The sequence below is a fragment of the Streptomyces sp. TG1A-60 genome (genome assembly GCF_037201975.1).
Lineage (GTDB): Bacteria > Actinomycetota > Actinomycetes > Streptomycetales > Streptomycetaceae > Streptomyces.
Window position 1 is genome coordinate 6,775,307 of record NZ_CP147520.1, and the last position, 13,917, is coordinate 6,789,223.

Consider the following 13,917-nt stretch of genomic DNA (forward strand, 5'->3'; position numbering starts at 1 on the left):
GCATATGCGTGTCCGCCGCGCACACGGTGTGTGAATACGACGGGCCCGGCACCGTTGTCCGGTGCCGGGCCCGTGCGGAAAGGGAACCGACCGTCCGCAGCCGGTCGGCGACGATCAGGTGTACGAGTAGAAGCCCGACCCGGTCTTCCGGCCCAGCCGGCCCGCGTCGACCATGCGCTGGAGCAGCGGGGGAGCGGCGTACAGCGGTTCCTTGTACTCCTCGTACATCGAGTGGGCGATGGAGACGATGGTGTCCAGGCCGATCAGGTCGGACAGCTTCAGCGGGCCCATCGGGTGGGCGCAGCCCAGCTCCATGCCGTTGTCGATGTCCTCGCGGCCCGCGATGCCCGACTCGAACATCCGGATCGCGGAGAGCAGATACGGCACCAGCAGCGCGTTGACGACGAAGCCTGAGCGGTCCTGGGCGCGGACGGCGTGCTTGCCGAGCACCTTCTCGGCGAACAGCTGCGCCCGGCTGAGAGTGCCCTCGGAGGTGGTGAGCGCCGGGATCAGCTCGACGAGCTGCTGCACCGGGGCCGGATTGAAGAAGTGGATGCCGATGACGTGGTCGGGCCGGGAGGTGGCGACGGCGAGCTTCACCAGCGGGATGGAGGAGGTGTTGGAGGCGAGGATCGCGTCCGGGCGGGTCACCACCTGGTCGAGCACCTGGAAGATCTGCGTCTTCACCTGCTCGCTCTCCACGACCGCCTCGATGACGAGGTCACGGTCGGAGAACTCGCCGAGGTCGGTGGTGAAGCTCAGGCGTGCCTGCGTGGCGTCCCGCTCCTCCTCGGTGATCTTGCCGCGCTCGGCCGCCTTGGACAGGGAGTTGTACAGCCGGGTACGGCCGATCTCCAGGGCCTCGCCGTTGGTCTCGGCGACCTTGACGTCCAGTCCGGCGCGGGCGCACACCTCGGCGATGCCCGCTCCCATCTGGCCGCAGCCCACGACTCCGACTCGCGCGAGATCTCCCGTTGGGAAGTCCGTCACATCGTCCCTTTCACTGGTCCACGTGCCTGGCAGACACCCCTGGTGTGGGCCTGCGCCAAACCTGCACGTTACCCGCGACGGCTACCGCGCAGTATTCCGGGTGTCACATGGAAGGCTTGGTGCGAACGGTCCGCGACGGGGCGGACACGCACGGGAAGCGGCAGGCGGAGGTACGACGATGCATCGGAAGCCAGGGATGTCACGACGGGCGTTCTGGGCGACCGCGGTGACGACACTCGTGGCGGCGGGCGGGGTGGCGGCGGGCACCGCCATCGCCGGCGGGGAGCCGAGCCCCCGCCGGCGGCACGGCGGCGAGCTGCGCGGCATGTGGCTGGCCACCGTCGCCAACCGGGACTGGCCCTCCGGGCCCGGCCTGACCGCCGAGGAGCAGCGTGCCGAACTCGTCGCCCATCTCGACACCGCAGCGGAGCGCCGGCTCAACGCGGTGATCTTCCAGGTCCGGCCCACCGCCGACGCGCTCTGGCCCTCCCCGTACGAGCCCTGGTCCCAGTACCTCACCGGCATCCAGGGCCAGGACCCCGGCTGGGACCCGCTGGGCACGGCGGTCCAGGAGGCGCACGCCCGGGGCCTCGAACTGCACGCCTGGTTCAACCCCTACCGGGTCGCCAACCACACCGACCCGAACCGTCTCGTCGCCACACACCCCGCCCGCGAGAACCCGGACTGGGTCGTCCCCTACGGCGGCAAGCTCTACTACGACCCCGGCGTCCCCGCGGTCCGCACCTTCGTCCAGAAGGCCATGCTCGACGCCGTGCGGAAGTACCCCGTCGACGCGGTGCACTTCGACGACTACTTCTACCCGTACCCGGTCGCGGGCCAGGTCTTCGACGACGACGCGGCGTACGACCGGTACGGCGGGAGCTTCCCGAACCGGGCGGACTGGCGGCGCGACAACATCGACAAGCTGGTGCGGGAGACGGCGGCGAGGATCAGGGAGATCCGGCCCGGCACACAGTTCGGGATCAGCCCCTTCGGTGTGTGGCGCAACGCCGCGACCGACGAGCGGGGCTCGGACAGCCGGGCCGGAGTGCAGACGTACGACGACCTGTACGCGGACACGCGGCGATGGGTCCAGGAGAACTGGATCGACTACATCGTCCCGCAGCTGTACTGGAACATCGGCTTCGCCGCCGCCGACTACGCCAAGCTGCTGCCCTGGTGGGCCGAGACCGCCCGGGGCACCGGCACCCGGCTGTACATCGGGGAGGCCCTGTACAAGGCGGGCGACCCGGCACAGCCCGCGGCCTGGCAGGACCCGGCCGAGCTGTCGGCGCACCTCACCCTGGCCCGCGACCTCCCCGAGGCACGCGGACATGTGTTCTTCTCGGCCAAGGAGGTCCGGGCCGACACGGTCGGCGCGATGGCACGCGTGGTCGCCGACCACTACCAGCGGCCGGCCGAACCACCGCGCTGACGGGGCCGGGGCGAAGGACGCGGGGCGGCTACCGCTGATCCCCGGGATGCCGGACGACCGTGTCCGGGCCCGGGGCCATCAGTGCCTCGTGTCCGTCGTCCTCGAACCTGACCCGGTAGGGCGGGTTCCCGTCCTGGCCGAGCACCTCCAGGACCTCCGCGGTCCGGTCGTGGTGCCCGACGGTCCTGCCGTGCACCAGCAGGGTGTCGCCTACAGCTGCCTGCATCGGGGGCCTCCTCGTCTCGCACGCAAGTGGCGGTTCGCGACCGCAGTCCATTGCGGGCGGCGCCGACGGGAACCGGTGTGCGTACGGGGTCTCAGGCGGATGTGCGCTGGGTGACCGCGATGCAGACCAGCACGGCGGCGGCCGTCAGGGGCGCGGCCGGGGTGAGCTGCTCGCCGAGGAGCAGCACCGACCACACCAGTGTGAGCAAGGGCTGCGCCAGCTGCAACTGGCTGGCCTTCGGTATGCCGATCGCCGCCATGCCCCGGTACCAGACGACCAGCCCCAGGAACTGGGACCCGGCCGCCACCCACAGCACCCCGGCCACACTGTGCGCGGTCGGCTGGACCGGCTCGTACGACAGGGCCAGCAGCGCGCCCGGCAGGCTCAGCGGCAGGCACAGCACAAGGGCCCAGCCGATGACCTGCCAGCCGGGCATCACCCGGGCCAGCCGGCCGCCCTCGGTGTAGCCGGCCGCGCACACCAGCAGGGCGGCGAAGAGGTAGACGTCCGCGGTGGTGAGGGAGCCGCCGCTCTGCGTCACGGTGAACGCGAGGACCGCGGCGGCGCCGGCCAGGGCGGCGATCCAGAACGTGCGCGAGGGGCGGGTGCCCATGCGCAGCGCCGAGAACAGGGCGGTCGTCAGCGGCAGCAGACCGACCACGACGGCGGCGTGCGCGGTCGTCGAGGTCTCCAGGGCGAGGGTGGTCAGCAGCGGGAAACCGAGCACCACACCGGCGGCGACCACCGCGAGCCCCGCCCAGTGCCGACGGCCGGGCACAGGCACCCCCACGCTGGCTGCGCCTCCCCGACGGCACCGACGAGCCCGCTCTGGTCACCGCCGCCCTCCGCGCGGGCGTCGCGGTCACTCCCGGCCGCCCCTACTTCAGCGCCGAACCCCCGGCCGGGCACCTGCGGTTGAGCTTCGCCGGGGTCATCGGGGCGGGAGAGATCGCGGAGGGGGTGCGGAGGCTGAAGGCGGCCGTGAACGGTTCGACAACGGGCTCCTGACCTGCGAACGTCCGGCCATGAATGACGAGTTGAGCCTGCACGGCCTGACCGAGGGCAACGCCCTGACCGAGGGCTGTGAACTGCCCCAGGTTTACGAACTGTCCGACGACACCGAGCGCATCGACGTCGGACGCGTCCACCACTGGCTGTCCACCGACGCGTACTGGGCCGTCGGCCGTCCCCGTGAGAAGCAGGAGAGCGCGATCCGCGGGTCCCCCAACTTCGGGGTGTACAGGGTGAGTACGGGAGAGCGGGTCGCATAAGCGCGGGTGGTGACCGACCGCGCCACGTTCGCGTGGCTCTGCGACGTGTACGTCGCCCCCTCGGCGCGCGGGAAAGGCCTCGGCACCGCCCTGGTCGCGGCCGTGCGCGGGCACCTGCGGCCGTACGGACTGCGCCGCGTCCTGCTCGCCACGCATGACGCGCACGGCGTCTACGCCAAGCTCGGGTTCGAGCCACTCGCCGAGCCGGACCGGTGGATGGCGCTCGTCTCCGAGTGGGGAGCCGGGCGCGGTGAAGGGCGGCCGGAAGGGCCGGGCACGGTGACGGCCGGCCGGGGGAGGGGGCGCGTACGGGCCCGGGTGACGGCCCAGGGACCCCCGCGTAACTCCTGAGTAACGCCTCTTGACCTGCGCAGTCCCCCGCTCCACCATCACCGCATGCATCTTCGGGTCACGTTTGTCGCCGCCGCGCGCTGCTCCTCGCCTGTCGCGGAGCGTTTCGAGGACGACCGGCCGCTGGACCAGGCCGGCTGGGACGAAGTGCAGCGCGCCGCCCACGAGCTGGTGCCGCTGGCGGCGGCCGAGCTGCGCTACTGCTCGCCGACGCCCCGCAGCCGCGCCACCGGTGACGCCCTCGGCTACGCACCGCTGGCCCAGCCCGCGCTGCGGGACTGCGACATGGGCCGCTGGCGCGGGTTCACGCTCGGCGAGGCCATGGCCCGGGAGCCCTCGGCGGTGGACGCCTGGCTCGCCGACCCGTGTGCCACCCCGCACGGCGGTGAGTCGCTGATCGCCTTCATCTCCCGCGTGGGCGGCTGGCTCGACACCCGCCCGGCCGACGACGGTGGCCGCATCGTCGCCGTGGCCGAGCCGTCCGTGCTGCGCGCCGCCCTCGTCTACGCGCTGAAGGCCCAGCCGTCGTCGTACTGGAACATGGACATCTGTCCCCTGTCGACGGTCACCGTCGCGGGCCGTCCGGGCCGCTGGAACCTGCGGCTGGGCGCCGCGCGGTAGGCCCGTCCGGGTCCCCTTCCGGGGCCTCGCGTGTGTAGTCGGTGACCAGGAGCCGGTCCTTCGCGGCGCCGCCGACCCGCCACGTCGTACGCCGGCGGTCCGTGCCGTGCACCTCGAATCCGCCCCTGTGGAGGTCCGCGACGCAGGGGTGGGCCGTCCGCCGGTGACCGGTGGTGAGGTCCAGCTCGTGGAAGGGGCGGCCCCGGCGAAGCGGACGTCCGCTGTGCCCGGCGTGGCCCCCGGGAGGTAGCGCGGGGTGCGTTCGGCGGGGCGCGGGACGCCCTGCCGGAGGAAACTTCCGATCTCCCGGTGGTGGAGTCCACCCTCGTCCCAGGGGCTGAAAACAGTCGTCCCGGAGAACTCCCTCTCCATGCCGCTCGCGAGATTCCGCACCGCCCTCCGGACCCGCCACCTCCCGGACAGATAGGCCAACACATCGGGAACTGGCCGGAAGTCGCCCATGTCGGCCTCCCTTCCGGCGTATCCGTCGCTGCGCGACCCATTGACGCCTCGGAACCTCCTACCTATCTTGCCGTTCGATGTGCTGATCATTGTTCGATATTTCGAATAACTCCATGACCCCCACCCCGAGCCGCGGAGTATCCATGTCACGCAGCACCCGCACCCGTTGGAGACTCGGTCTCACCGCCACCGCCTTCCTGGTGGCCGCCGCCTCCGTCCCGGCCCCCGCGCACGCCGAGGACGTCACCGACTACGCCGTCACCGTCGACCCGGCCGCCAAGGGCGCGAAGATCGACGACACGATGTACGGCGTCTTCTTCGAGGACATCAACCGGGCCGCCGACGGCGGCCTGTACGCCGAGCTCGTGCAGAACCGGTCCTTCGAGTACTCGACCGCCGACAACCGCGCGTACACCCCCCTCACCTCCTGGACCGTCGACGGCACCGCGCAGGTCGTGAACGACGCCGGCCGGCTCAACGAGCGCAACCGCAACTACCTCTCCCTGGGCGCCGGTTCAGCCGTCACGAACGCCGGGTACAACACCGGCGTCCATGTCGAGAGGGGCAAGAGGTACGACTTCTCGGTGTGGGCGCGCGCCGAGAGCCGTACGACGCTGACCCTCACCCTCCAGGACGCCGACGGCCCGCTCGCCAAGGCTCGCCGGGTGGCCGTCAGGGGCGGCTGGGCCAAGTACCGGGCCACCTTCACCGCGACCCGGGCCAGCAGCGACGGCCGCCTCACCGTCGCCTCCTCCGGCGCCGCCGCCCTCGACGAGGTGTCCCTCTTCCCGCGCGACACCTTCAAGGGCCGCGAGAACGGCCTGCGCAAGGACCTCGCCGAGAAGATCGCCGCCCTGGAGCCGGGCTTCGTCCGCTTCCCCGGCGGCTGTCTGGTCAACACGGGCTCCATGCAGGACTACAGCGAGGCCTCCAACTGGGAGCGCAAGCGCTCGTACCAGTGGAAGGACACCATCGGCCCGGTCGAGCAGCGCGCCACCAACGCCAACTTCTGGGGCTACAACCAGAGTTACGGCCTCGGCTACTACGAGTACTTCCAGTTCTCCGAGGACGTCGGCGCGATGCCGCTGCCCGTGGTGCCCGCCCTCGTCACCGGCTGCGGCCAGAACAGGGCCACCGACGACGAGGCCCTGCTCCAACGGCACATCCAGGACACGCTCGACCTCATCGAGTTCGCCAACGGCCCCGTGACCAGCGAGTGGGGCAGGAAGCGGGCCCAGATGGGTCACCCGAAGCCCTTCCGCCTCACCCACCTCGGCGTCGGCAACGAGGAGAACCTGCCGAACGAGTTCTTCGCCCGATTCCAGAAGTTCCGGGCCGCCATCGAGGCGAAGTACCCCGACATCACGGTGATCTCGAACTCCGGCCCGGACGACACGGGCGCAACCTTCGACACCGCGTGGAAGCTGAACCGCGAGGCGAACGTCGACATGGTCGACGAGCACTACTACAACAGCCCGCAGTGGTTCCTGCAGAACAACGACCGCTACGACTCCTATGACAGGAACGGCCCGAAGGTCTTCCTCGGCGAGTACGCCTCCCAGGGCAACGCCTTCAGGAACGCCCTCTCCGAGGCTGCGTTCATGACCGGCCTGGAGCGCAACGCCGACATCGTGAAGCTCACCTCCTACGCGCCGCTCCTCGCCAACGAGGACTACGTGCAGTGGAGCCCCGACATGATCTGGTTCAACAACCACGCGTCGTGGAACTCCGCCAACTACGAGACGCAGAAGCTCTTCATGAACAACGTCGGCGACCGCGTGGTCCCGTCGACGGCCACCGGCACCCCCGCGCTGACCGCCCCGATCTCCGGCGCCGTCGGCCTCTCGACGTGGGCCACGACAGCGGCGTACGACGAGGTGGAGGTGACCGGGGAGGACGGCACGACGCTCCTCACCGACGACTTCAGCGGTGACGCGTCGCAGTGGAACCACACCGGCGGCGGCAGCTGGAGCATCCAGGACGGGCAGTACGTGCAGACGGACGTGGCCGCCGAGAACACCATGGTCACGGCCGGTGACACCGCCTGGCACGACTACGACCTGAAGGTGAAGGCCACCAAGAAGGCCGGCAAGGAGGGCTTCCTCGTCGCCTTCGGCGTCAAGGACACCGGCAACTTCTACTGGTGGAACCTCGGCGGCTGGAACAACACCACCAGTGCGGTCGAGCAGTCCGTGGACGGTGGCAAGTCCACGCTGATGTCCAGGCCGGGGACCATCGAAACGGGCCGCGCGTACGACATCGAGGTCAAGGTGCGCGGCCGGCAAGTGACCTTGCTGCTGGACGGCCAGGAGTGGGCCAGTTTCACCGACGACAAGAAGGCCGAGCCGTTCCGCCAGGTGGTGACGCGCGACGCGAAGACCGGTGACCTGATCGTCAAGGTCGTCAACGCCCAGTCCTCGGCGGCCCGTACGGCCATCGACCTCGGCGGTGCGAAGGTCCGCTCCAAGGCCCGGGTGACCACGCTCACCGCCGCGCCGGACGCGGTGAACACGGAGACGGCCACGCCGGTCGCTCCGGTGACGTCGACGTTCAGCGGGGTGGCCGAGGAGTTCAGCTACACCTTCCCTGCGAACTCCGTGACGTTCTTGCGGATCAAGAAGGGGTGAGGTGAGGGGCGGCCCGGACAGGTGTGCCTCGGGTGCGGGGTTCGCGGGGGCCGCTCGCGTGGTTCCCCGCGCCCCTCGCGGGCCGACCGGGGCCGACCCCTCAGGGGCTTCCGCCCGCTGAGACGGGCGACGGCCCGGACAACACCCGGGCAGCACCTCACGAGCGGCGGCGGGGCTTTGTGCCCTTGCCGCCGCTCTTCGGCTTCCGGCCGCCGCCGGAGCCGTCGCGCGGGTTGCGTTCGGTCGACCTGCCCGACGTGGGCCGGCCCCGGGTGCCGCCCCTGGCCGGACGCCCGGCCTTCGGCTGCTGCTTCTCCTCGGCGGGCTTGGCGCGGCCCCGGGAACTGTTGACCGTCCGGCCCCGGACGATGCCGATGAAGTCCTCGACCATGTCGGTGGTCGCCTCCCGCGGCCACGACAGGGCGACCCGCGACTCGGGGGCGTCCGTCACCGGCCGGTACGTGAGGTCCTTGCGGTGGTGCAGACGGGCGAGCGACTGCGGGACGAGGAGCAGTCCGATCCCGGCGGCCACCAGCTCGACCGCGTCCGCCGTGGTGGCGGGACGCTCGAACGCCGGCTCGCCCGGCGGGCGCTCCCAGCCGAGGGTGTCGTCGAGGGGGTGCAGTACCACCTCGTCCGCCAGGTCCTCGGTGGTCACCTCGTCGACCGCCGCGACGACATGGTCCTTCGGGACCACGACCACCGTGGTCTCGGTGTAGAGGGGGATCGCGCTGAGGTCGTCGCTGTCCACCGGCAGTCGTACGAACCCGGCGTCGGCACCGCCGTCCCGCAGTACGCCGAACGCCTCGCCGGCGGACACCTGCAGGAGGGTCAGGGGGATGTCGGGCAACCGCTCGTTCCAGATCCGCACCCACTTGGTGGGCGTCACTCCCGGGACGTACGCGAGCCGGAACGAAGGGGATGCTTCCGAGCCTGTCACACGACCAGGCTAGCGGCCCCGGCCGCCCGCGCCCGCCATGGACGGCGCCGGCCGCCTCCGTCGGCCGTGGTCGGCGGTCGCGCACACGGTCGATACCCTTGACCCATGACGTCGCACCAGACCACCCAGTCCATGAAGCCCGCCACCGCGGCGAAGAAGCTGGGTGTGTACCTCGAAGCCACTCCCGCCGAGTTCCGGGAGGGCGTCGTCACGCGTGCCGAACTGAACGCGTTGCAGACCGACCCGCCGGCCTGGCTGGAGGAGCTGCGGCGCACCGGCCCGCACCCCCGGCCCGTGGTCGCCGCGAAGCTGGGCGTCTCCATCGCGGGGCTCGCGCGCGGCGGGGTCACCGAGCCCCTCACCACCGAGCAGATCGAGGCCCTGAAGCAGGACAGCCCCGAGTGGCTGCGCAAGGAGCGCGCCACGCAGGCCGAGGTCCGCAAGGAAGGCGCCCGCATCAAGCAGCGCAACGCGGAACGGGCGACCCGGCCGGACGACCGGCGCTCCTGAAACGGCGGCTCCCGGCTCCGAGGAGAGCTTGGAGCCGGGAGCCGCCGGGTTGAGCGTGGCGGGTGACGCTCGCCTCAGGCGTCGTCGTCCCCGTCCGGCTGCCCGTCCTCGAAGTACCGCGTCGGAGCCGCGGGCAGCGCCGTCATCCGTGGCAGCAGCTGCGCGGCGAGCAGCGTCGAGAGCGCCGAGGTGTCACCGCTGCCGCCGTCGGTGCGTACGACCACCGGCTGCGGTGCCTTCGACGCCAGCTCCGCGCCCACTTCGAGGCGGCGGCGGGCCAGCTCGTACTGAAGCACCGCGCGGTTGTCGCGGTAGGCCTTGGCGAGGGCGCGCTGGGCGCGGGCCTCGTTCTCGGCGGAGATCAGGCCGCTGCGACCGCGGGTCTCGATCTCGAAACGGACCCGCTGGGCGTTGGTCTCCTGCTCCTCCAGCAGCTGGGCAACCTGTTCGCGGGCGTTGTTGAGCGCGGCCTTCACCTCGACGATGCGCGCGTCGCGCACCTTCTTGGCCCGCTCGATGTCCATGCCGAGGCTGTCGATACGGCGCTTGCGGGTCAGCCCCCACTCCTGCTCGTACGCCGTGCGCTCCTTGGCGACGCGCTCCCTGGTCGCCAGGTGCTGCTGATACTGCGTCGGCAGCTGGACGTCCGGGATGTTGGAGCCGGTGATGCGCACGCCGTAGCGCTCCAGCTGCCGGTTGAGCAGCTCCTGCATGTCGGCCACGTCCGAGCCGCGCAGGTCGTACGCCCGCTCGGTGCGCATCTTGCGGGCGCGCTGGCGGATGGCGTCCTGGACGGCGCTGGACAGGACCAGGTCGAAGTTGCCCGCGCCGATCGTGCGAACGAACCGGACCGCGTCCGTGATGCGGAACTTCAGGAAGAACTCGATCGACCGCAGCGGGACGTTCTCCTGCGTCGGGCAGGCCATCACCGGGGCGGAGTACGGGATCTCGGTGGCGGTGTCGACCACGAAGTCCACCCTCGACCAGGGATGCCAGAGGTAGTGGCGGCCGGCGTCCAGGGTGCGGGTGACCGCGCCGTAGCGGGTCAGGACACCGTTGGTGCCCTGCTCGATCTCGACGATCGAGGAGCGCCACCACCACAGCGCGCCGATGATCAGGAGCAGGCCGCCGGCCGCGTAGGCGAGCCCGGCGAGTGTGCCGTAGGCGAGGTCCGCCGCGCCGTCGGAGTCCGCCTCGCGCAGCGACAGCATCACGCCCATGAGCAGCGCGAACAGGCCGAGCCACAGGGGCAGCATCCACCACAGCCTGCGCCGGTTGCGGGGGATGATGACCGGGATCAGCGTGCCGGCCTCGCCGCCGCGCAGCAGCTGGGCGATGTCGCTCCAGGGCGCGACCGCCTCGGAGATGACAGACCTGCGGTTCATACGTGCGGTACTCACTGACCGGCCTCCTCGGAGAAGTCGGGAACCTCGGACGCCTTCGCCTGCTCGGCGGTCTCTTGGCCGGTCGAAGAGCCCGTCGGCGCTCCACCCTCGGCCGACGGCACGGTGGGCCGCTCGGCCTGGAGCAGCACCACGATCTCGTCCTCGCGTCCGGCGATACGGTCGCCGATCGCGGCGAGCTGCCCGCGCATGGCAGCCATGTCCGCCTCGCTGAACAGCTCCTCGCCGCGCTCGCCGACCATCTCCCGGGCCAGCTGCAGGAAGTCGACCCCGGCGGCGCCGCTGCCGTCCGCCGAGCCGCCGATGCGGACCAGGCGCGGCAGATGGTCGGCGACCTGCTCAAGGGTGTCGAGGATCTGCTGCTGGTAGCGGTACTCGAGGATCTCGGGAGCCTCGGCCGCGGTGACCGCGCGGATGTCGAGGGCCTGTGCCTCCAGCAGCGCCGCGTTGGCCTTCGCCTCGGACTCGGCCTGTACGTAGCGCTGGCGGGCAAGGGCCTGGGCGCGGTTGGTCTCGCGCTCCACGGCGGTGTCCATCTGGGCCTGGTACTGGGCGATGTCGGCGTGGATCGCGGAGAGCGTCTCGTGGCTGGTCGCCAACTCCTTGCTCAGGTCGCCCTCGTCCTGCTCCTTGCGGAGCATCAGCGCGTACTCGTGCGTGTACGCCTCCTTCGCCATCCGCACCATCTCCGGGGCGGCCAGGTCCATCCGGTAGTTGCGGTCGGACGGCTCCGCATGCGTGATGTTGGCGTTGGTCAGCTCGACCGCGGGCCGGAACTGCTGGTTCAGCTGCTCAAGGAGCCGGCCGGTGTCCTCGCCGACCATGTCGTAGATCCCGGCGGCCTCCTGCTCGTAGATGAGACTGCGGATCGTCTCGCTCACCGCGTTGCTCAGCTTCTCCTCGAAGCCGCGTACCGCACCCAGTGTGTAGACGAACTCGGTCGCGTCGCTGATCCGGAACTGGATGAACAGGTCGATCGAGGCCTTCACGCCGCCCTTGGTCGGCGCCTCGCGCACCGGCGCGTTGAACGGGTACTCGCGGGTGGTGTTGAGGATGTACGAGACCCGCTTCCACGGGCTGATCAGGATCACCCGGCCGGGGCCGACGACCTTCTCCAGCTTCCCGAAGCGCGTGATCAGCGCCTGGCAGCCGTCCGGGACCATCACCATGCCCTGCCGCCACCACACGAAGGCGACCGCGACCACGGAGATGACCCAGTAGTGCAGCCCGAAGAGCGGGTTGGTCAGCGGGGAGTCGTCCACCGTCGACACGACCGCGGTGCCCACCGCGCCCAGGACGAGCAGCGACAACACCGGGAGCATGCTCAGGAACGAGCGGCCCTTCGGGAGCACCATCGGGCAGATCGCATGGACCTGGTCGCCGCCCTCACGCTGCTGCTCGCTCTGGTTGAGCGCCTCGCCGGCCTCGTCGAGAGAGACGGTCTTCTGCGCCATGACCGTGGCGATGGAGCCGCCCTGTTCCCTCGCGGCCGGAAAGTCGGCGGGGTCCATGCCCTCTTCCTCCGGCGCGTACGACTCCTCGTCGGCGTCGTCCCGCCCCTGGCCGGCCTGTCCCCGGCTCTGCGGTCGGCCGGCCGACCGCCCCGTGCGCCGCCGGACTTCCTCCTCGGCCGCCTGCCGGGGACCGGCACCGGAGGCCACCGCTGAGGCCACCCTCCGTAGGCTCTGCGCATTCGCTCGTGCCATCGTTCCCCCTTTTTCCTTACTCTTCTCGTGCTCGTATTACCGGCCTGGCCCGTATTACTGGCTGGGTGCCCTGTACGCCTTGTGCGCTCTCTTGATCGTGTTCCTGGTTCCAGTCATCCCACACCACAGGCGGCGGGAACAGGACGGCTCCGTCGATCGTGACCATACTGATGAGTATCGTGATGGCGCTGATGGAGAAGGGGCTCTGAAACCGACCCCTGACCGCTCCCGGGCCGACCCTGAAACCGTGGTGAAGCCGGTCGGCCACCTAGCGTGCTCCTCCGCCGACCAAAAACCTCGGTCACAACAGGTGTGACTGAGCGGCTCAGTCGGCCCGTTTCGCCAAGTGGAACGCTCAATCGCCGAGAAGGTCGGAAGCGCCGTTTCGGAGCCTCCCCTATCTGGGCGTGACGATGGTCAATGGTCATGTCCCGTGTAGTGGTGTAGCCGGGTCGAGTTGGTCGATGTCCTGGGGGTAGATCTTGTCCATGCTGCCTTCGGGGAGGTAGCGGCGGGGGCCGCTGCGGGTGGGCGAAACCGTCCGGCACCTCCGCCCGAACGGCTGCCCGGCCCCGCTCAGCTCTTCCGCTCACCCAGGACACAGAATTCGTTGCCCTCCGGGTCGAGGAGGGTCACCCAGTGCTGCTCGTCCTGCACGGTGTCGGCGCGCCGGGCACCGAGGGAGAGCAGCCGGGCGACCTCGGCCTCCTGGTCGTCGGGGCGGAAGTCGGGGTGGAGCCGGTTCTTCGACGTCTTGCCCTCGGGGACAGGCACGAAGAGCAGCCCCGGCATCTGGTCCGGCTCAGGCCGGATCTCGATGATCTCCTCGGATTCGTCGACCACTACCCAGCCGAGAGCCTCGGCCCACCAGCGCCCGAGGGCGATGGGGTCGGAGGAGTCGACGATGATCTGTTCCCATTCGAGTGCCATGGGCGTGAGCATAAACAGGGGACCTTTCCGGCTTTGGTCTCCCGCAGATCGGCCTCGGCCATCTCGGTCATGAAGCGGGTGGAGCCGCAGATCACGACGATACACGGGAGGCTCAGCTGCTTCTTCACCACCAGGAGGAACCAGTGTCATACCCGCCACCGCTCACCCCCGAGGAGAGGCTCGCCGACGCGTGGGTGGTGTCCCCTGGAGTGGTGTAGCAGCGATCACTTCTCGCGACTTGCTGCTTCGGCTGGCTGCCAGGGCTGGGGGTGACTGCCGTCTTCGGCGATTCTCGGCGTCAACGATCAAGATCAAGTACCGCCCACTCGGAGGGTCGCACACACAGCGTCACCGAGATCAAGATCCGCCAACTAGCGTGCTCATCCGCCAGCTAAAAGTCTCGGTCGCATCAGTCTCAACAGGACAGGGCCGCGCACGGAGCGCA

General features: G+C 70.4%; 11 protein-coding genes and 3 pseudogenes. 6 read left to right on the forward strand and 8 right to left on the reverse strand.

Annotated features, from left to right (window positions below; translation table 11 throughout):
- Nucleotides 1-114: 114 nt before the first annotated feature.
- Nucleotides 115-990 carry a 3-hydroxybutyryl-CoA dehydrogenase gene (locus WBG99_RS29650; RefSeq protein ID WP_338899232.1) on the reverse strand — a complete coding sequence of 292 codons (876 nt, stop codon included), beginning with the start codon at nt 988-990 and terminating at the stop codon, nt 115-117.
- A 196-nt stretch (nt 991-1,186) separates the two neighbouring features.
- On the opposite strand from WBG99_RS29650, the gene WBG99_RS29655 reads away from it, so the two are divergent.
- On the forward strand, nt 1,187-2,425 hold the full coding sequence (locus WBG99_RS29655; RefSeq protein WP_338899233.1) for a family 10 glycosylhydrolase: 1,239 nt from the start codon (nt 1,187-1,189) through the stop codon (nt 2,423-2,425).
- Nucleotides 2,426-2,453: 28 nt separating this feature from the next.
- Here WBG99_RS29655 and WBG99_RS29660 read toward each other — a convergent pair whose 3' ends face one another.
- The gene (locus WBG99_RS29660) at nt 2,454-2,651 is read right to left on the reverse strand and encodes a DUF1918 domain-containing protein (RefSeq protein WP_338899234.1); all 198 of its coding nucleotides are present in this window, start codon (nt 2,649-2,651) and stop codon (nt 2,454-2,456) included.
- Nucleotides 2,652-2,742: 91 nt separating this feature from the next.
- Nucleotides 2,743-3,441 carry a DMT family transporter gene (locus WBG99_RS29665; protein WP_338899235.1) on the reverse strand — a complete coding sequence of 233 codons (699 nt, stop codon included), beginning with the start codon at nt 3,439-3,441 and terminating at the stop codon, nt 2,743-2,745.
- Nucleotides 3,442-3,443: 2 nt separating this feature from the next.
- On the opposite strand from WBG99_RS29665, the pseudogene WBG99_RS29670 reads away from it, so the two are divergent.
- The 3 genes and pseudogenes from WBG99_RS29670 to WBG99_RS29680 form a co-directional block, all read left to right on the forward strand.
- Nucleotides 3,444-3,659: pseudogene (locus WBG99_RS29670) on the forward strand (PLP-dependent aminotransferase family protein); the annotation flags it as partial.
- A 62-nt stretch (nt 3,660-3,721) separates the two neighbouring features.
- A pseudogene (locus tag WBG99_RS29675) lies at nt 3,722-4,150 on the forward strand (GNAT family N-acetyltransferase); the annotation flags it as partial.
- Nucleotides 4,151-4,318: 168 nt separating this feature from the next.
- Nucleotides 4,319-4,894 (forward strand): histidine phosphatase family protein, encoded by a 576-nt coding sequence (locus WBG99_RS29680; protein WP_338899236.1) that lies wholly within the window; start codon nt 4,319-4,321, stop codon nt 4,892-4,894.
- Here the strand turns inward: WBG99_RS29680 and WBG99_RS29685 are convergent.
- A pseudogene (locus WBG99_RS29685) lies at nt 4,839-5,356 on the reverse strand (DUF6314 family protein). The gene WBG99_RS29680 and the pseudogene WBG99_RS29685 sit on opposite strands and share 56 nt — an antisense overlap.
- A gap of 143 nt (nt 5,357-5,499) precedes the next feature.
- On the opposite strand from WBG99_RS29685, the gene WBG99_RS29690 reads away from it, so the two are divergent.
- Nucleotides 5,500-7,983 carry an alpha-L-arabinofuranosidase C-terminal domain-containing protein gene (locus tag WBG99_RS29690; protein WP_338899237.1) on the forward strand — a complete coding sequence of 828 codons (2,484 nt, stop codon included), beginning with the start codon at nt 5,500-5,502 and terminating at the stop codon, nt 7,981-7,983.
- 157 nt (nt 7,984-8,140) lie between these two features.
- On the opposite strand, the gene WBG99_RS29695 is transcribed toward WBG99_RS29690, so the two are convergent.
- Nucleotides 8,141-8,923, reverse strand: a complete 783-nt coding sequence (locus WBG99_RS29695; protein ID WP_338899238.1) for a LysR substrate-binding domain-containing protein — start codon at nt 8,921-8,923, stop codon at nt 8,141-8,143.
- Between the two features lie 105 nt (nt 8,924-9,028).
- Here WBG99_RS29695 and WBG99_RS29700 point away from each other — a divergent pair, with 105 nt between their 5' ends.
- Nucleotides 9,029-9,433, forward strand: a complete 405-nt coding sequence (locus WBG99_RS29700; protein ID WP_338899239.1) for a DUF5997 family protein — start codon at nt 9,029-9,031, stop codon at nt 9,431-9,433.
- A gap of 74 nt (nt 9,434-9,507) precedes the next feature.
- On the opposite strand, the gene WBG99_RS29705 is transcribed toward WBG99_RS29700, so the two are convergent.
- The 3 genes from WBG99_RS29705 to WBG99_RS29715 all read right to left on the reverse strand — a co-directional run bounded on the left by WBG99_RS29705 (nt 9,508) and on the right by WBG99_RS29715 (nt 13,472).
- Nucleotides 9,508-10,833, reverse strand: coding sequence for an SPFH domain-containing protein (locus WBG99_RS29705; RefSeq protein ID WP_338899240.1), 1,326 nt, complete (start codon nt 10,831-10,833; stop codon nt 9,508-9,510).
- On the reverse strand, nt 10,830-12,542 hold the full coding sequence (locus tag WBG99_RS29710) for an SPFH domain-containing protein (protein WP_338899241.1): 1,713 nt from the start codon (nt 12,540-12,542) through the stop codon (nt 10,830-10,832). The genes WBG99_RS29705 and WBG99_RS29710 overlap by 4 nt, the downstream gene beginning before the upstream one ends.
- A 576-nt stretch (nt 12,543-13,118) precedes the next feature.
- On the reverse strand, nt 13,119-13,472 hold the full coding sequence (locus WBG99_RS29715) for a VOC family protein (protein ID WP_261680111.1): 354 nt from the start codon (nt 13,470-13,472) through the stop codon (nt 13,119-13,121).
- Nucleotides 13,473-13,917: the final 445 nt, after the last annotated feature.